At 35.6% G+C, this 16,791-nt stretch carries 17 protein-coding genes and 2 tRNA genes; 9 read left to right on the forward strand and 10 right to left on the reverse strand.

The annotated features are described in order from the left end of the window. Positions 1-114: 114 nt before the first annotated feature. Both AAGD72_RS00755 and AAGD72_RS00760 read right to left on the reverse strand, forming a co-directional pair. Entirely contained in the window at positions 115-1,143 is a 1,029-nt protein-coding gene (locus AAGD72_RS00755; protein WP_341814885.1) for a nitronate monooxygenase, read from the reverse strand. Positions 1,144-1,148: 5 nt separating this feature from the next. Then, positions 1,149-1,670, reverse strand: coding sequence for a cytochrome b (locus tag AAGD72_RS00760; protein WP_065094760.1), 522 nt, complete (start codon positions 1,668-1,670; stop codon positions 1,149-1,151). 992 nt (positions 1,671-2,662) lie between these two features. Here AAGD72_RS00760 and AAGD72_RS00765 point away from each other — a divergent pair. The 6 genes from AAGD72_RS00765 (at position 2,663) to AAGD72_RS00790 (ending at position 6,008) form a co-directional block, all read left to right on the forward strand. Continuing rightward, positions 2,663-3,859, forward strand: a complete 1,197-nt coding sequence (locus tag AAGD72_RS00765) for a phosphoglycerate kinase (RefSeq protein ID WP_341814886.1) — start codon at positions 2,663-2,665, stop codon at positions 3,857-3,859. A gap of 49 nt (positions 3,860-3,908) precedes the next feature. Next, on the forward strand, positions 3,909-4,196 hold the full coding sequence (locus tag AAGD72_RS00770) for a hypothetical protein (protein ID WP_012673373.1): 288 nt from the start codon (positions 3,909-3,911) through the stop codon (positions 4,194-4,196). Further along, the gene (locus tag AAGD72_RS00775; RefSeq protein ID WP_007550068.1) at positions 4,193-4,405 is read left to right on the forward strand and encodes an EndoU domain-containing protein; all 213 of its coding nucleotides are present in this window, start codon (positions 4,193-4,195) and stop codon (positions 4,403-4,405) included. The genes AAGD72_RS00770 and AAGD72_RS00775 overlap by 4 nt, the downstream gene beginning before the upstream one ends. A gap of 80 nt (positions 4,406-4,485) precedes the next feature. After that, the gene (locus AAGD72_RS00780; protein ID WP_341814887.1) at positions 4,486-4,644 is read left to right on the forward strand and encodes a hypothetical protein; all 159 of its coding nucleotides are present in this window, start codon (positions 4,486-4,488) and stop codon (positions 4,642-4,644) included. Positions 4,645-4,670: 26 nt separating this feature from the next. Next, positions 4,671-5,460 (forward strand): IS5 family transposase gene (locus tag AAGD72_RS00785; RefSeq protein WP_341814578.1). Its coding sequence is split into 2 segments (ribosomal slippage): positions 4,671-4,931 and positions 4,933-5,460, totalling 789 coding nucleotides; the frame shifts between segments, so codons are not numbered across the junction. A 197-nt stretch (positions 5,461-5,657) separates the two neighbouring features. Next, the gene (locus AAGD72_RS00790; protein WP_341814888.1) at positions 5,658-6,008 is read left to right on the forward strand and encodes a diacylglycerol kinase; all 351 of its coding nucleotides are present in this window, start codon (positions 5,658-5,660) and stop codon (positions 6,006-6,008) included. A gap of 11 nt (positions 6,009-6,019) precedes the next feature. Here the strand turns inward: AAGD72_RS00790 and AAGD72_RS00795 are convergent, their stop codons facing one another. From AAGD72_RS00795 to AAGD72_RS00805, 3 genes are all read right to left on the reverse strand, one after another. Next, the gene (locus AAGD72_RS00795) at positions 6,020-6,964 is read right to left on the reverse strand and encodes an RluA family pseudouridine synthase (RefSeq protein ID WP_341815102.1); all 945 of its coding nucleotides are present in this window, start codon (positions 6,962-6,964) and stop codon (positions 6,020-6,022) included. Beyond that, the gene (locus AAGD72_RS00800) at positions 6,955-8,751 is read right to left on the reverse strand and encodes a hypothetical protein (protein WP_341814889.1); all 1,797 of its coding nucleotides are present in this window, start codon (positions 8,749-8,751) and stop codon (positions 6,955-6,957) included. Before AAGD72_RS00800 ends, AAGD72_RS00795 begins: the two co-directional genes overlap by 10 nt. 61 nt (positions 8,752-8,812) lie before the next feature. After that, positions 8,813-10,966 carry a ComEC/Rec2 family competence protein gene (locus AAGD72_RS00805; protein ID WP_341814890.1) on the reverse strand — a complete coding sequence of 718 codons (2,154 nt, stop codon included), beginning with the start codon at positions 10,964-10,966 and terminating at the stop codon, positions 8,813-8,815. Between the two features lie 62 nt (positions 10,967-11,028). Between AAGD72_RS00805 and AAGD72_RS00810 the strand changes: the two genes are divergently transcribed. Further along, a tRNA-Met gene (locus AAGD72_RS00810) sits at positions 11,029-11,105 on the forward strand. A 3-nt stretch (positions 11,106-11,108) separates the two neighbouring features. Here the strand turns inward: AAGD72_RS00810 and pdxH are convergent. Continuing rightward, positions 11,109-11,702: a pyridoxamine 5'-phosphate oxidase gene (gene pdxH / locus AAGD72_RS00815; RefSeq protein WP_022626142.1), complete on the reverse strand. Its 594-nt coding sequence runs from the start codon at positions 11,700-11,702 to the stop codon at positions 11,109-11,111. A 16-nt stretch (positions 11,703-11,718) separates the two neighbouring features. Beyond that, positions 11,719-12,525 (reverse strand): bifunctional DNA-formamidopyrimidine glycosylase/DNA-(apurinic or apyrimidinic site) lyase, encoded by an 807-nt coding sequence (gene mutM, locus AAGD72_RS00820; RefSeq protein ID WP_341815103.1) that lies wholly within the window; start codon positions 12,523-12,525, stop codon positions 11,719-11,721. Between the two features lie 247 nt (positions 12,526-12,772). Between mutM and AAGD72_RS00825 the strand changes: the two genes are divergently transcribed. Continuing rightward, a tRNA-Thr gene (locus tag AAGD72_RS00825) sits at positions 12,773-12,845 on the forward strand. A 53-nt stretch (positions 12,846-12,898) separates the two neighbouring features. Here the strand turns inward: AAGD72_RS00825 and AAGD72_RS00830 are convergent. From AAGD72_RS00830 to AAGD72_RS00840, 3 genes are all read right to left on the reverse strand, one after another. Next, entirely contained in the window at positions 12,899-14,425 is a 1,527-nt protein-coding gene (locus tag AAGD72_RS00830) for an acyl-CoA carboxylase subunit beta (protein ID WP_015589410.1), read from the reverse strand. A gap of 120 nt (positions 14,426-14,545) precedes the next feature. Continuing rightward, positions 14,546-14,845: a hypothetical protein gene (locus tag AAGD72_RS00835; RefSeq protein WP_341814891.1), complete on the reverse strand. Its 300-nt coding sequence runs from the start codon at positions 14,843-14,845 to the stop codon at positions 14,546-14,548. Positions 14,846-14,869: 24 nt separating this feature from the next. Further along, a complete protein-coding gene (locus AAGD72_RS00840; RefSeq protein WP_341814892.1) occupies positions 14,870-15,172 on the reverse strand; it encodes a hypothetical protein in 303 nt (100 codons plus the stop codon). A gap of 66 nt (positions 15,173-15,238) precedes the next feature. Here AAGD72_RS00840 and AAGD72_RS00845 point away from each other — a divergent pair. Then, positions 15,239-16,028, forward strand: a protein-coding gene (locus tag AAGD72_RS00845) for an IS5 family transposase (RefSeq protein WP_341814578.1) whose coding sequence is annotated in 2 segments (ribosomal slippage) — positions 15,239-15,499 and positions 15,501-16,028 — 789 coding nt in all. Because the reading frame shifts where the segments join, the coding sequence is not laid out codon by codon here. The last annotated feature ends 763 nt before the right edge of the window (positions 16,029-16,791 follow it).

Here is a 16,791-nt window from a genome sequence, read left to right on the forward strand (position 1 = left end):
CCATACATAACAAAATGTATAGATACCTCTTTAGCGTTAATTTTACATTAAAACTGGGCAATTATGCCACATTATAAATAATTGCGGCAACTTGCTTATTGGAAGGTCGCTTAACTATTTGCTTTCTGGGCTTTCTACTTCTACAGATTTGCGTTCAATATGATTGTTTGCCTGTTGAACTAACATATCCACTACTTCTTTTACAGGCTTTTCCCTATCAACCATGCCAACACTTTGACCGGCCATTAAAGATCCTGTTTCAACATCTCCATCAATTACTGCTCTTCTTAAAGCTCCAGCCCAGAACTTTTCTATTTCAAGCTGCCCATCTTCTTTTGAGATCTGTCCCTTTTGGTATTCATCAATAACTTCTTTTTGACGCTTCATGAAATCATCGCTTGCTTTGTTGGCTATAGCTCTTACTGGAATTACAGGAAAATCAGCACTTATCTGTACAGAAGGTATTGCATTACGTGCGGCTGATTTAATAAACACTTCCTTAAAATTTTTGTGGGCAATTGACTCATTAGTGCAGACAAATAATGTGCCTATTTGACAGCCACTTGCTCCCATTTCTAAGTAATTAACTATCACTTCGCCTCTGCCTATTCCACCTGCAACAAACACTGGTATTTGTTCATTTTTAAAATGAGGCAATATCTCTTGTGCAAGAACAGAAGTGCTCACTGGACCTATATGTCCACCTGCTTCCATTCCTTCTATTATTAACGCATCTACTCCCATTTTCACTAACCTTTTCGCAAGGCTTAATGCTGGTGCAAAGCACATAACTTCAATACCTGCACCCTTGATTTTTTCTATATTAGGCTTTGTTGGCAGTCCACCGGCAAGCACTATATGGCTCACTTTCGTTTCAATACACACATCTATCAACTCACTCAACTTTGGGTGCATAGTAATTAGGTTTACACCAAATGGCTTGTTAGTTAATTTTTGTGTCTCTATGATTTCTTTTTCCAGTAAGTCTGGGAACATTGCACCACATGCAATCACACCAAAACCACCAGCGTTTGAGATTGCTGAGACCAAGTTTCTCTCTGAAACCCAGCTCATAGCACCACCCATTATCGCAAACTCACTGCCAAGAAAATCTGTTCCTTTTTTCCAGAGGCTACTTAACATATAACCTATATCATACGTTTAAAAATGTTTTGCTTATCTATAAATGTGTGCTTCAAAGCGCCAAGTATATGTAAGATTATAAAGAGTACCATAAAATATGCAAGCATCGAATGTAGCTCGTTAGCCGTGTTAGCTAGATCTTTGTTTTGATTAATCAACAAAGGGATATGAAAAAAATATTTGATCTGTTTGCCAGAAGCAGAAGACATGACATAGCCAGATAGTGGCATTAGCACCATTAAAGAATATAAACCAAAGTGTACTGCTTTACTTATATTGATTACAAACCGAGAAAAATTTGCTGGAAGTGGTGGAACATAAGTAAAGACGCGAAAAAATATGCGTACTATGATTAATCCAAGAATAGTGATACCGCAAGCCTTATGAATAGCGTATATGTTGAACTTAATTTCATTGCTAAGTGGCAGGCTTTTCATATAAAGTCCAGAGCAAAGCATACCGATAATAAAAATAGCCATCAACCAATGGATAACCCTTAAACCTAGGCTATATTTATCGTCTTCCATTTTAATTACCCTAAAGTAGCATTTATATAATAGAAAAACTATTTTTCAATCAAAATTATTAAAGCAATTTAGATTTACCGACAATGTAGCTATACAAATTCGACCCAGCCGAGAGTCAAGTAGCAGGCACTGGCATCTAAGTCATAGAACGGATCAAATGCAAAACTTACTTGACACCCTTCGCCAGCCCCCTTATCATGAAACTGAAGCTATTTATTTATCTTCTCTGTACAGATTAAATGACAAAAAAACTCAACGTATCTGGCGTCTCATGTTTAATTTTTTGCACTATGTGCACTCTATGTCTTTATCAAATTTCTAGGTTTTTACCTATACAAGCTGAAATACGCTTATAAAGCATTTAAAACATCAAAAAACGCCAACTTAAAAAATGGATAGTGAATAATTAGCTACCCTAGGGTTTCTTTTGCCTTTTTTTCTGTTTAGTAAATTTCTTAAACATTTATGACTAAAGGTTAGTTGCATTAAAAAGCAGCTAAATCGCGGTTATTAAGCGTTTAGAATAAAAAAACGCCATACTTGAAAGTATAATGTAAGTAATTAGCCAACCACGGGGCTTCTTTTGCCTTTTTTTTATTTGGTAAATTTCTTAAATATTTATGACTAAACGATAATCGTTATCCCGCTACGTGTTAGCGGGATCTAGAGATACCGCGAATGAATCGCGGTATGACGGTTCGCGGTGGCATGACGATAAGCTCGTCATCCCGCTGCTTGTTAGCGGGATCTAGAGATACCGCGAATGAATCGCGGTATGACGGTTCGCGGTGGCATGACGATAAGCTCGTCATCCCGCTACTTGTTAGCGGGATCTCTTGTTAGCGCCGCAGCGGTATGACGGTTCGCAGCGGCATGACGATAAGGTTCCAGTGTCAAGCGTTTGGCATGCAAATTTCCTTAAACGTTCGTAAGCTTAAAACTTTACTTTAGATCAAACTGCTGTATAGTGACTTTATAGCTTCAATTTTGTAATGAATATACCTAGTATAGAAAATTGTGATCTTCACAATAAAACCGTCTTACTCAGAGTTGACTTCAATGTTCCTATAAAAGATGGAGAAATTCGTGACGTCACTCGTATTTTGAGAGCATTGCCTACTATTCAGTATTTAGTGAATGCGAGTGCAAAGATTATTATTATATCGCATTTCGGACGCCCAAAGGCTAGAGACGATAATCTGTCACTAAAAAATATAATTGACATTTTATCACAGTTACTAAATAAAAAAGTGAAATTCATTGATGATTGCGTTGGTGAAAAAGTGCAAAAAGCAGTGAGTGCTATGGATGCAGGAGATATAATATTACTGGAGAATCTAAGATTTTATGAAGGGGAAAAGGAGAATGATGCAAACTTTGCCAGACAATTAGCATCTCTGGCGGATATATATGTAAATGATGCATTTTCTTGCTCTCACAGAGCTCACGCTTCTATTTCACGCATTACAGAGTTTTTACCTTCCTATGCAGGATTTTGCTTGCAAGATGAGCTAAAGTATCTTGAAAAAGCTGTATCGTTTAAAGCTAAACCTATTACTGCGATAGTTGGGGGAGCTAAAATATCAACTAAAATAAAAGTGCTTATGAAGCTAACAGAAAAGGTTGATTACCTAGTTCTAGGTGGTGCAATAGCCAACAATTTTTTGTCATTTAGCAAAGTAAATATAGGGAAATCTTTCTTTCAAAATGGTGTTGACGACCTTCTACATAATATTGTTGAAACAGCAAATAAAAACAATTGCAAAATAGTTGTGCCAGAAGACGTTCTGGTTGCAGTAAACTCTGATTACAGCACTAGTATTTCAAGAAAAACTGAGTCCATTTTGGACGGTGATATAATTTTGGATATCGGATCACAAACTTTGAGTACAATAAGCAGTATAATAGCAAGCAGTAAGACTCTGCTGTGGAATGGACCTATTGGTGTTTTTGAACATTCAGCTTTTGCAAGCGGTACAATAGGGGTAATGAAAATCGTAAGTGACTTAACGCACAAAGGAAAGTTAACCAGCATAATAGGGGGAGGTGATAGTCTATCTGCAATAAGCGCTGCAGGCCTTACCGATAAGGATTTTACATATGTTTCCACTGGTGGAGGAGCATTTTTAGATTGGTTAAGTGGCGATGAAATGCCGGGAGTTGCTGCTCTGCAAAAACGATTAGATTAAAACTTTTTTAAATTATTTCTTATAGGCTAGCTTTTTTGTGAACGTGATTATGTCGAAGACAGTTAAACTAATTTTGTGTTTAATAATACCAATAATAGGATTTATTTTTTATATTAAGGATCATTATTTTCACACCGGCTATGTAGAAGAAAATGTTGAAGTCAATTTTGAACCATTTTTCAGTTCACAACCAGCCACCGTTTCAGAATTAACTGACTTCGATAGAGGAGTGTTGAAAGTTTGTGGAGATTGGGGAGCACATCCAGATAAAGAAGATTTCAAAATTTTACTTAGTTGTCCGCAGCATCAAGAAGTAGTGAAAGGAATATATAAGTGATTACGCCAGATGCGGATTTGGAGTTACTTAAAGATGAACTGGCTAACATTTGGTTTACAAATAGTGGAAGTGAAAAAGAAACTATAGGGTTTGGACATATTTTTTGTGGTGAGCCAAACGATAAACTAGGTGGTATGCATTTTGTAGGTAGATATGTTGAAGCTCAAGAAGATAAATGGGCAGGTGCAATTTGGAATCCTATGCAATAAATCAGATATTAAGCCGCCAGTTTATACATTTGGAATGAAATATTTAGGTAAGGATGGGGAAGTGAAAGTTAAATGCCCAAATGGATACGCATATAACCTTCATGCCGATAATTTCTGCAACTAAGGCGTTTAAGGAATTAGGAAAAGATGGAATGTGTCTATATGAAATGGAAGATGACGATTATCAATCAGTGTTTGTAAGAACCTGTTTAAAATCTCGGAGAGATGAGGTAAAATAGTGGTAGATTAAGAATGAGGTATATCTATGCGTAAAAATTATCCAAGTGATATAAGTCGAGAGCAATTTGAAAAAATCAGACCAATACTAGAGAGTAGCAGGAAGAAAACGAGACCAAGAAAACTTGATTTGTATGATGTATTTCGTACAGTGTTATACGTCCTAAAAAGTGGTTGCCAGTGGAGAATGTTGCCAAAAGATTTTCCAAGGTGGGAAAGCGTATATTACTATTTTCAAATGTGGAATAAAAAGAATGGAGAAGAACCAAGTTTGTTGGAATTAGTTTTAAAAAAAATTGGTTGGAGAGATCCGTATCAACAATGGTCGGAAAGAGAAAACTAGCTTCTGTATAATTGATGCTCAAAGTGTTAAAAACACAGATACTGCTGAAAAAAAGGGCTATGATGCAGGTAAAAAGATTTCAGGCATAAAGCGTCATATTGCAGTTGATACTCAAGGTCTACCACATGCAATTTATGTAACAACAGCAGAAGTAACTGATCGTAGTAGCGCTGTAAGAATGGTTGAAAATGCTAAAGATACCCTTTCTGAAGTCAAAAATATATTGGTTGATGCAGGCTACACAGGAAAAATTTTTGCAACCCAAATAAAAGATATTATTGGTGCAACTGTTGAGGTAATAAAGCGCAGTGAATTACATTCTTTTGTTGTATTGCCAAAGAGATGGGTTGTTGAGCGTTCTTTTGCTTGGTTAGAAAAGTGTAGACGGCTATGGAAAAATTGCGAACGTAAACTCAATACCAGCTTGCAAATGATTGTCCTTTCCTTCATTTCTCTCCTATTACGAAGATTTTAAACAGGTTCTAAGAAAGAATGATGCTATACTCACGTTCTATCCTGACTTAACACCAAAATGTGATGATAAGAGTACTTATTGTAGTTGCGGTAAATCTTAATTTCAAAACCAATAGGGTGAACAAATGATAAAAATGCTATAGGGTGTAGCAAATCCAAATGAGTTAAAATTTTGATTAAAGGGTTTTGTGAATAATAATGAAGAAGGGCATTATTCGTCTAATAAAAGCAATTCAATACTCTTATGAAGGAATAAAATCAGCTTTTATATCAGAAATTGCGTTCAGACAGGAGTTACTGCTTTTTATAGTATGTGTCTCAATTTTGTTTGTTTTGGATGTAAGTAATCTAGAACGTGCAGTAATGATAAGCAGTCTATTCCTGGTGTTAATTGTGGAAATTGTTAACACTGCTTTTGAAACGACAATTGAGCGTATTTCCAGTGAACAACACATACTTTCAAAAAAGGTGAAAGATCTAGGTAGTGCAGCAGTTTTTCTTTCATTAATTAACTTCCTGATAACATGGATGATAATATTGACAGGTTAATACGAATGTTATTAAGATATGTTGTCAAACTCACCAATTAAAGTTTTTATATCTTGCGGTAAATCAGAGACAAATTCCATGTATCCCTTACTTTTGGGGTGATATAAGCCCAGTGTATAAGCATGTAGTGCTTGTCTATTGAAATTACGAATAAAACTAGAGTTTTTAGCATATTTTGTGCTTTTACTACTATTTTTCCCATAAACTTGATCACCAACTATAGAATGTCCTATGTGGCTCATGTGGACTCGAATTTGGTGTGTTCTGCCTGTCTCTAGAACACATTTGACTAAGCTTACTTGTCCTATAATTTTCTGCACCAAATAGTGAGTGATTGCTAATTTCCCGGTTGTTTTTGTAACACACATCATTTCTTTATTACCACGCTTTGGAGCAATGTTAGTTTCTATAGTTCCCTGCTGGGAAGATAATGCTCCCCAAACTACTGCTAAATATTCTCGCTTTATTTTACGATTTGATAACAATTCAGACAAAAAACCATGGGCTTCTTCATTTTTTGCAATTACCATTAGCCCACTGGTATCTTTATCGAGTCTATGAACAATTCCTGGTCTTACATCAAGGTAAGCGATAACTGCGTTCAAAAGCGTATCATTGTTTGTCCCAGCACCTGGGTGCACTGTTAATCCACTTTGTTTACTCAGAACTATAATGTCCTCATCTTCATAGACGATATCAAGTTTTATGTCATAATTAGGCTCAATTGATGTGGATATGTCAGGTTGAACGAGATGCACCACATATTCTTCATCTGGTTTTACTATGTAGTCATTATTAATTATCGGTGTGCCAAGTAATTTCACCTGCTCATTTTGTATCAATCTTTGAGCTTTACTGCGTGATATGTTGCATTTTTCAGCTATATAGGTGTCTAACCTTAATTTCTCTTTATCATTATTAACACTTAAGGTTATTATTGAGTGATCTATAGTGATTTACCCCGCGCCATTTCCCATGCTGCTTGAACATTTGGGTCTGTAAACATTGTTGCACTAGACTCAATTTGCAGATCACCTTGTTTTTTAATATGGCAAATTGTTTGAGAGCCATCTTTCCAGTAGATTGTAACTTTATTATCAAAATCTCGTAATGTTGCCTCAACCTTTTTTTCTTTATTATCTTTTTCTTCCAGCTTAATAGATTCTAATAAATAATATAGAAAGTCACTTGGTTTGCCGTTGATTTTTTCTTTCCATTCATCTGTTTTTTCTTGTTCAGGTTTTCTTTGTGTTAACTTCTGCTCTTTTTTTATCAGCCTATTGTTTTCTTCTTCTAGTTCCAAATTTCTTACTGTTTTACGTCGTGCTTTTACTGTATCTTCTAATGTTAATGGAAATTGGTCAATATTATCTACATCTTCAGATCCTAAAGCGCTATCAGGACTGCCGTTTGCTTGCAACGTTGCAAGCTGTTCTTGTATCGGCTCAAGCTTATTCCGTACCACGTCATTTATTATTTTACGTACTTCTTGAATTATTTCTTTTTTATTTTCCTCAGTAAGCGCAAAACAATCAAAGAACTCCTCCTCCTCCTCCTCATCATCACTTTCCAAAGAGTGATTTTGATCATGAGAATCTCCAGTATTACCAGCTTGTCTGTTGCTTGTAGTTGGCACAAATTTAACAAGATAATTTCCTATTCCTGAAGGCTGAAGTTGGTTAAGTTTTTCTTTCAATTCAGTACGTATCTCTTTCAATGACTCACCTATACTTTTACTAATGCCTTTCAAGCACGTAGTTATCTCTGTATTAGCGTTCTTTTTCACTTTATCTACATCTTGCTCTATAATCTCTTCTAAATTATTGAGTAAAACTTTTAAATCACCTCTTATATCATTAAGCGTTTCTTTAATGTCAATATTTGCAGGCTTTAAAAGACTATTATCAAGTAAATCGCAAGCTTTTTTAAGGTTACTGCCAAATGAGTCGCAAAACGGACTAAGCAGTTCTTTCATTAGAGATATTAGTTCATTTTCCTTTTTACCAAGCTTATTTTCTATTACTGATACAACCATGACCTTTCCAGACCAGTATGGAAGTAGAAGACCTAAAGTACTGTGGTTTCTAATAGTATGATTTTCATGATCTACGCTATTACTTATTAGATTGCTAAGTGTTGATATGATGCATACAAGAACAACGACTAATAAAGATATTAATGTTATTGGAGCATTAATGGATTGTGATATTGCTGAAACTACTATAATAGCACCAAATACATATGATCCAGTAAATAAGAAAACCCTATTTCTATTTTCTGCTTTTATATCTTCTAGTATTTCTCTCTGCGTCTTAGAAATTGGTAAAACTATTAAAAGCTTTTTCCTCTTACGATCTAAATTTGTTACAATTTCAATTTTTTCGGCTTCTTGAACAATCTGGCTGTACTGTTCATCAACTTGACAGTTTCCTACTTTTTTATCTATCTCATTCTCTTTTATTTTTTGTGTATTTATAAAGTTTATAACAGCAGTAAATAAGAGAACTGCAAGAGGAATAAAGGCAAGAGGTGCTGGCGTGAACGCAAATCCAGCAATACTTACTATAACAGGCTGAATAGAAAAGGTAGTAAATGCTATAAGAGCAGCAATGGTACTTGCTATCGATATAGTACCAGAATACTTTCTTATAGAGCTCAAAATTCTACTGGGCTGGTCAGAAAGTTTTCTAAATCCTAAAAAATCAAAATAGTCTTTGAAAGGATCTTTAGTGTCTGTAACCATAACATTTTTCTAGTTTAAACTTATTTAGGTATACATTAACCAAACCTTAAAATCAAGTTTCTTAATTTTTCAACATGTGCCAAGGCCTATTGGAGCGCACTGTATTAATCTTTACGTAACGATTTGTTAACCAAACAGAATGTGTGCCATACGTTTCTAGATCAGCATGTTTAATAATTTTAGTGTTGCAAGCTGAATAGTCAAACTCACTTAATTGAATTGTTAAATCAACTTTATCACAATTTTCTGAAATATCTTCTTTTTTATAAGCTAGCAACACTGACTTATTATTTCCTTTATTGTATATACAGCCATATTTTAGTCTTTTATCTGGGTTGCTATATTTTGTATGATTCAAAATTTGGTTCTGTCCGTTTTGCTTTGCCCACGTTTTGATAACAAAATTTCTGCTTTTTCTAGTGAGAGAATATAGTAAGTTATCACTCTCCTTTGCAGCAACATTATCAGCATTTATTAGGATGTCGGGGGTTTTATATGCAGCGCTAAAGCAAATACCTAGTACAATAAAAAAAAATCCCAAAAAACGCCAATTTCTTTCCCACAAGCACAGCCACAATAACCCAAATGTTATTATAATAATTGATGAGGCAGGAAAAGTACGAATGGGAATAACCAAATACTGAAGACTAGCGATAGCGTTTGTTATATACAAAATGCTGTTAATTGGGCGCTCTATAAATGGCGCTATAATCCATTCAATACCTAAAGGAATCAATAAGACATAAATTATTCCAAGTGGAATAATAATTAATGTAACTATTGGTATAGCAACTAAATTTGTGATAATGCCACTAATTGAAAAATAATTAAAATTATATATCGTATACGGAACAGTTGCTAAACTTGCTATTACTGAGCTGATCATTATCGACACAAAATATTTCATTATTTTTATTTTGAATAATTTATTAGCATTAATTTGATAACTGGCAACCAGTGCCAAAACAGCAGAAAATGACATCTGAAAGCCTGGCTTTAAAATTGCTTCTGGTTCTATGATAAGTATCACTGAAGCGGCAAACGCAATTGCTATTAACCCTCGATATTTTCTCTCTATCATTATTGCAACGAGTACTAAAATCACCATGATGTAGGCACGCTGAGCAGAAATTTGCATGCCGGTAATCAACAAATAAAACGTGGTTGGCAAAATGGTAAGAAATGCAGATATTTTCTTGGTGTTATACTTAAGAGTCAAAGTTTCAGATATTGCGAATAAATTACGAAACACTACAAAAAACAGACCAGCAACGAATGATAAATGCAAACCAGATATGGCAAACAAATGTGCTATACCTGAATCTCGTATCGCGTCCATAGTTTTTTGATCTATGCCGTCTTTTTTACCGATCAGTAATGCAGAAATTATGTCTACATGTGGTTTTTTGATATTTTGCTGCAGGTTTTCATAAATGTATTGACGGAAAGATTCTATATACTCTAGAAATTTCCTTGCTTCAGCCTTTTTGTGCAGGGTTATTTTGCTTGTTGCAAAACCTGTTGCACTTATTTTCTGGTAATACGCTATTCTTGCAAAATCGTATGCATACTCCGAAGGCGCAATTTTTGGAGGGAAGAGTTTTGCTGATAATTTTACTTGATCGCCTATTTTAATGCCTTTTTCCACTTTGGTTCTAACTGATATTCTGATGTTATCTAGAGCTCTATCCGGTGTCATTCCAGCGCGTGACGCTGGAATCCATATCTTTTTTTTCTGGATCCCAGTATCAAGTACTGGGATGACAAAAGGGGGCACTGGGATAACAGGAGAGGATTTTGAGATAGTAGGGGATTTTTCAACAGAAAGCAGAAATTGTTTATATGAGCCCCTGTCGTTAATATCCTTCACTGTGGCAACGATATCTTTTACATATCTCTCTTTATCAAGAATTTGAGTATCAACTAAAGCTGTTCTTAATTTACTAGCTGTAAATCCTATGAGCACTGCAATTAAAGCGATACACAATATCGCGTACCTTTTATACAATATTGCAATCAAAATTAGTGTGGGTAAAAGCAAAAGAAAAATAGATATGCAGCTTGGTTCAAAACTTAGGGAAAAATAGGTTAGAATTCCTACACACTGAAAAACAGGAAACCACAGTATCAAGTTATATTGTTCATTGCGCAGATTGTTACGTATATAACTAACTATTATGTCAAGAAAAGTTAATAAGTGTGTCGATATTTGCATGTGGTGAAATTTTATTTTTCTTTTTTCATTATTTGTATATATAATAACTAAATAAGCAACGACGCGGGATGGAGCAGCTCGGTAGCTCGTCAGGCTCATAACCTGAAGGTCGTAGGTTCAAATCCTACTCCCGCAACCATTTTTAAGGATATAGTTGTTCCACTTTCCAATCGCTTCCCTCAACAAGAGTGTATCTAAATCTAATATGCTTCCTATATTCACCTTCTTGCCAAAATTCAATTACTTTTGGGATTACGCAAAATCCCACCCAAAAATCAGGACGAGAAACTTGTGTATTGTGAAATTCTTTTTCCTTCAATTTTATAGCTTGCTCAAAATCTTGCCAATCTTTCAGAATGCTCGATTGTTTTGAGCACCATGCGCTAATTTGACTACCCAGCGCTCGAGAAGAGAAGTATTTGTCAGTTCTTTCATCGTTTAGAAGTTTAACCTCTCCTTCAATTCGCACTTGCCTAGCAAATTCTATCCAATGAAACACTAACGCAGCTTTGGGGTTCTCAGTCAATTCTTTCCCTTTTTTACTGTTTACGTTAGTGAAAAACACAAAACCTTCTTTGCTATATTCCTTTAGTAATACCACTCTTGCAGATGGAATACAGTCTTTGCTACAAGTTGCTAGCGTCATTGCAGTTGGTTGTTCACACGGAGAATTAAGTACTGCTTTGTACCACTTTGAAAACAAATCAAATGGATCTTTTTCAAGTGAAAATATCATATCAAAAAATAAAATCTTAATTCTGGCACGCGTTGCAAAAATAAGTGCTACGGCCATTTTGTCGTATAAGTGTTATGATATTATTGCAAATCTTGCAAGGTTTTTGAACTTTACCATATACGTAAAAGTTATTTTGAAAGTATCCAGCAGATCCAGATGGCTGTGCATAATCTTTCAGTGTTGAACCGCCTGCAGCAATTGCATCACTCAGAGTATTTTTTATTTCAGCAGCAAGTTTTTCGCACTCTCTATAGGTCAAGTTTTTTGCTGACCTGAGTGGTGATATACAGGCTCTAAACAAGCTCTCAGAAGCATATATGTTGCCTACGCCAACTATTGATTTATTGTCCATTAACGCTGATTTGATATTCACTTTTTTGTTTTTCAGCAACTCCTGTAAATAGTCTCCACTGAATTCATCCGTGAGGGGCTCTATTCCAAAATCGCTAAAAAAATCCGTTTCTTGTTCTTTATTTAAAACGATAACTAATCCAAACCTTCTTGGGTCATTAAAAACTATTGAAGTATTGTCAGAAAACAAAAACACTACGTGATCATGTTTATTCTGCGCTTGAGCATATATAAGCTTTCCGCTCATGCCAAGATGTATGATTACAGCCATACTACCATCTGTATTCCAGATCGTATACTTACCTCTACGCTTGATGTTGCGTATGACTTTGCCCTTTAGCATATCATCAATATTTTTTGTTATTGGTACACGTAAATTCCAATTATTCACTATAACATTACTGATTTGCTTGTTTTTAATTTTATCAAGCAAAAAATTAGAGATTACTTCCACTTCCGGTAGTTCTGGCATGATACCTCCTTCAAAACTTAAGTTTCTGATGGTAATTTTGTCGTTCTCAAATACATTCGAGTATTCTGCGGTGCTTTCTCCTAAAAATTCCTCACCACAAACGAGTTTTGAAAGGGTTCTCTGTTTACTCTGTTGCTGCTTTTTTCTTTTCAAAATATTTTGCTTTAAAGCTTTCGCTAATCTTTTTTTCTCCTCTTCTTTTTCCTTATTCTTTTTTGTGTTATTCATTATCATAATATATAAACTTGCCGTTGTAGCTCAGGTGGTAGAGTACGTCATTGGTAATGACGAGGTCCCAAGTTCGAGTCTTGGTAACGGCACACTGATTATACTTATAATATTGCATAACTTGTAAGCAAGGCTTAGAAGAAAGTTACAGAGGTAAGTTGTCATGCTTTTTCCATATCCTTTCTACCTTCTTGTTTTTGAGTAGCTCTAATGCTTTACAAAAGTGATACCTTGTTTTACTTGGCACTATAATGTCATCAATGTATCCATATGATGCAGCAAAAAATGGGTTAGCAAATTTTTCTTTATATTCTTTAATTAACGTTTGCTGATCTTTTTCGTGTCGAAATATAATCTCAACTGCACTTTCAGGGCCCATCACAGCTATTTCAGCAGTTGGCCAGGCATAATTTATATCACCTTTTAGATGTTTCGAATTCATAACAATGTATGCACCACCATACGCTTTTCTAGTGATAAGGCTAATTTTCGGCACGGTCGCTTCAGCGTAAGCGTAAAGCAGTTTCGCTCCGTGTTGTATTATATTATTGTATTCTTGATTTGTACCCGGCAAAAATCCTGGAACATCAATAAGTGTGATGATCGGAATGTTAAATGCGTCACAAAACCTTACAAACCTCGCAGCTTTTCTTGAAGAATCAATATCCAAACATCCTGCAAGGTGCATAGGTTGATTTGCAACAATACCGACAGTATTTCCTCCAATTCTACCAAAACCAGTTATGATATTACGAGCAAAATCAGGTTTCAGTTCAAAGAAATTCCTTTCATCACAAACTTTTTCAATGAGTTCATACATATCATAAGGAGTATTAGGATTGGTAGGAATTAGAGTGTTTAAGGATTCATCAATGTCGTCAACATCATTACAGATTGGTGCAGATTTTGGTGATTCTTGATTGTTTGCTGGTAAGAAAGTAAAGAATTCACGCATTTTTAGCAGCATTTCAACATCATTATTGAATGCAAAATCTGCTACTCCTGTTTTGCTTGTATGAATTTTTGCTCCACCGAGGTCTTCGAAACTTACATCTTCGTAGGTAACCTTTTTTACTACATCTGGCCCGGTTATAAACATATATGAACTGTTTTTCACCATGAAAGTAAAGTCAGTTAATGCTGGGGAATAAACTGCACCTCCTGCACATGGGCCCATAATTAAAGAAATTTGTGGTATAACACCCGATGCATTTACGTTTCTTTGAAAAATTTCTCCATAACCAGCAAGAGAATTTACTCCTTCCTGAATTCTGGCTCCACCAGAATCATTTAGTCCGATAATTGGAACTCTGGCATTAATTGCCATATCCATAATTTTGCATATTTTTTTTGCATGTGACGCACCAAGTGAACCACCAAAGACAGTAAAATCCTGAGAATAAACAAAAACTTTTCTGCCATAAATAGTACCATGACCAATCACTACCCCATCACCTAAAAAATTAGCATTTTGCATGCCAAAATCATTTGCATGATGTTTTACGAATTTATCGTATTCTGCAAAAGAACTTTCATCGAGCAATATACTGAGCCTTTCTCTAGCAGTTAATTTCCCTTTTTCATGTTGTTTGGTAATCCTGTCAGAACCGCCTCCTTTTTCAGCTTCTAGTGCTTTGGTTTTTAGATTTTCTAGTATTTTAAAGTCTTGCATACAATAAAGTAGTTTTCAAATTAGTTGTAGACTTTATTAAGTTTACAAACCCTACTAACTATACACATACACTATTGCTATATGCAACAGTGTATGTGTATAACAATTATTAAAACTTTTTCAACCTCGATTTCGGTCACTACTCTGTAAACTTTTGACATTGCTCTGAAGCTGCTGAACATTAGCATTGTCTACAGAAGAAAGAGGAGATTTGTTTTGCACAAAACTTTTAGCAGCTTCAACAACCTTGCTTATATGTGGTTCTTTTTCTAGCTCTTTTAGGTACTTTGAGAAGATTTCACAACTTTTGTCATCCATATGTACCATTATTTTACCAAAACTTTCAGCTTTTTCAGAAGATAAAATCATTTCGATCTTTTCATCGCCTACCCTAAAGGTCATTTTTACTTTGCCTTGCATATCATGATATTGCCAGCTTTTTATTCAGATTAGATTATCTCCTTCTCCCATTCGCAATGCACCATATTCTAAGTCCTTAAATTCCGGGGAGTTCATAAATTTTGCAGGAGTGATCACACTTTTTTCTGGACACTGTACATAATAAAATTTATTATCTCTTTCTACTACAATTCTTTCTTTTTTGTCATTTTCAATACTATCACTTACAATTTGTTTTAGACGTGACAAATATTCGCCGCGTTCTTTCAGTATATCTTCTGGCAATAATCTCCGAACTTCTTGGCTCACATCAGTGCCTGTTGAAACTAGATTAAACATTTCTAACATAAGAACCTGTTTAAAATCTCGGAGAGATGAGGTAAAATAGTGGTAGATTAAGAATGAGGTATATCTATGCGTAAAAATTATCCAAGTGATATAAGTCGAGAGCAATTTGAAAAAATCAGACCAATACTAGAGAGTAGCAGGAAGAAAACGAGACCAAGAAAACTTGATTTGTATGATGTATTTCGTACAGTGTTATACGTCCTAAAAAGTGGTTGCCAGTGGAGAATGTTGCCAAAAGATTTTCCAAGGTGGGAAAGCGTATATTACTATTTTCAAATGTGGAATAAAAAGAATGGAGAAGAACCAAGTTTGTTGGAATTAGTTTTAAAAAAAATTGGTTGGAGAGATCCGTATCAACAATGGTCGGAAAGAGAAAACTAGCTTCTGTATAATTGATGCTCAAAGTGTTAAAAACACAGATACTGCTGAAAAAAAGGGCTATGATGCAGGTAAAAAGATTTCAGGCATAAAGCGTCATATTGCAGTTGATACTCAAGGTCTACCACATGCAATTTATGTAACAACAGCAGAAGTAACTGATCGTAGTAGCGCTGTAAGAATGGTTGAAAATGCTAAAGATACCCTTTCTGAAGTCAAAAATATATTGGTTGATGCAGGCTACACAGGAAAAATTTTTGCAACCCAAATAAAAGATATTATTGGTGCAACTGTTGAGGTAATAAAGCGCAGTGAATTACATTCTTTTGTTGTATTGCCAAAGAGATGGGTTGTTGAGCGTTCTTTTGCTTGGTTAGAAAAGTGTAGACGGCTATGGAAAAATTGCGAACGTAAACTCAATACCAGCTTGCAAATGATTGTCCTTTCCTTCATTTCTCTCCTATTACGAAGATTTTAAACAGGTTCTTAGCCGCTAACAAGCAGCGGGATGACGAATTGCTTAACCGTCATTCCGCCGCAGACCGTCATACCGTGATTTATTCACGGTATCTCATCCGCTAACACATAGCGGAATGATGAAGTTATCGTCATGCCACCGCGAACCGTCATACCGCCGCGGCGCTAACAAGAGATCCCGCTAACACGTAGCGGGATGACAGCAATCCTACGTCATACCGTCACGGTATCTCATCCGCTAACACATAGCGTAATGACGAATTACTTAACCGTCATGCCGTGATTTATTCACGGTATCTCATCCGCTAACACATAGCGGAATGATGAAGTTATCGTCATGCCACTGCGAACCGTCATCCCGCCACGAACCGTCATACCGTGATTTATTCACGGTATCTCTGAGCATAGATCCCGCTAACACGTAGCGGGATGACGAGGTTATCGTCATACTGCCGCGAACCGTCATACCGCCGCGGTATCTCTTAGCCGCTAACAAGCAGCGGGATGACGGTTGTCGTTTAGCTACAAACATTAAGAAATTTACAAAATGAAAAAAAAGGCAAAAGAAGCCCCGTGGTGCGAGTTTTGACTCTATATTACTGTAAGTGGCGCTGTAATAATGTGCTAACGCTTAAAATAAGCGCGATTTGGCTGAATGTAGAAAAAATAAAAAAGACATGCAGCCGCTATAATTTTATGTAATCCGCCAATAAATACCCTGAGTTTTTTACTGAATTTTGTCATTGAGCCTGCAGGTCAAGAAC

It is taken from the genome of Wolbachia endosymbiont (group A) of Chalcis sispes (assembly GCF_964026765.1).
Classification (GTDB): domain Bacteria; phylum Pseudomonadota; class Alphaproteobacteria; order Rickettsiales; family Anaplasmataceae; genus Wolbachia; species Wolbachia pipientis.

What these genes read in the sequence shown, in the direction of transcription:
- mutM (WP_341815103.1), bottom strand. Translation starts at nt 12,525, where the DNA reads ATGCCAGAACTACCGGAAGTGGAAGTAATCTCTAATTTTTTGCTTGAT.
- AAGD72_RS00770 (WP_012673373.1), top strand. Translation starts at nt 3,909, where the DNA reads ATGTCGAAGACAGTTAAACTAATTTTGTGTTTAATAATACCAATAATA.
- AAGD72_RS00830 (WP_015589410.1), bottom strand. Translation starts at nt 14,425, where the DNA reads ATGCAAGACTTTAAAATACTAGAAAATCTAAAAACCAAAGCACTAGAA.
- AAGD72_RS00800 (WP_341814889.1), bottom strand. Translation starts at nt 8,751, where the DNA reads ATGGTTACAGACACTAAAGATCCTTTCAAAGACTATTTTGATTTTTTA.
- AAGD72_RS00755 (WP_341814885.1), bottom strand. Translation starts at nt 1,143, where the DNA reads ATGTTAAGTAGCCTCTGGAAAAAAGGAACAGATTTTCTTGGCAGTGAG.
- AAGD72_RS00780 (WP_341814887.1), top strand. Translation starts at nt 4,486, where the DNA reads ATGGATACGCATATAACCTTCATGCCGATAATTTCTGCAACTAAGGCG.
- AAGD72_RS00765 (WP_341814886.1), top strand. Translation starts at nt 2,663, where the DNA reads ATGAATATACCTAGTATAGAAAATTGTGATCTTCACAATAAAACCGTC.
- AAGD72_RS00805 (WP_341814890.1), bottom strand. Translation starts at nt 10,966, where the DNA reads ATGCAAATATCGACACACTTATTAACTTTTCTTGACATAATAGTTAGT.
- AAGD72_RS00840 (WP_341814892.1), bottom strand. Translation starts at nt 15,172, where the DNA reads ATGTTAGAAATGTTTAATCTAGTTTCAACAGGCACTGATGTGAGCCAA.
- AAGD72_RS00760 (WP_065094760.1), bottom strand. Translation starts at nt 1,670, where the DNA reads ATGGAAGACGATAAATATAGCCTAGGTTTAAGGGTTATCCATTGGTTG.
- pdxH (WP_022626142.1), bottom strand. Translation starts at nt 11,702, where the DNA reads ATGATATTTTCACTTGAAAAAGATCCATTTGATTTGTTTTCAAAGTGG.
- AAGD72_RS00835 (WP_341814891.1), bottom strand. Translation starts at nt 14,845, where the DNA reads ATGCAAGGCAAAGTAAAAATGACCTTTAGGGTAGGCGATGAAAAGATC.
- AAGD72_RS00790 (WP_341814888.1), top strand. Translation starts at nt 5,658, where the DNA reads ATGAAGAAGGGCATTATTCGTCTAATAAAAGCAATTCAATACTCTTAT.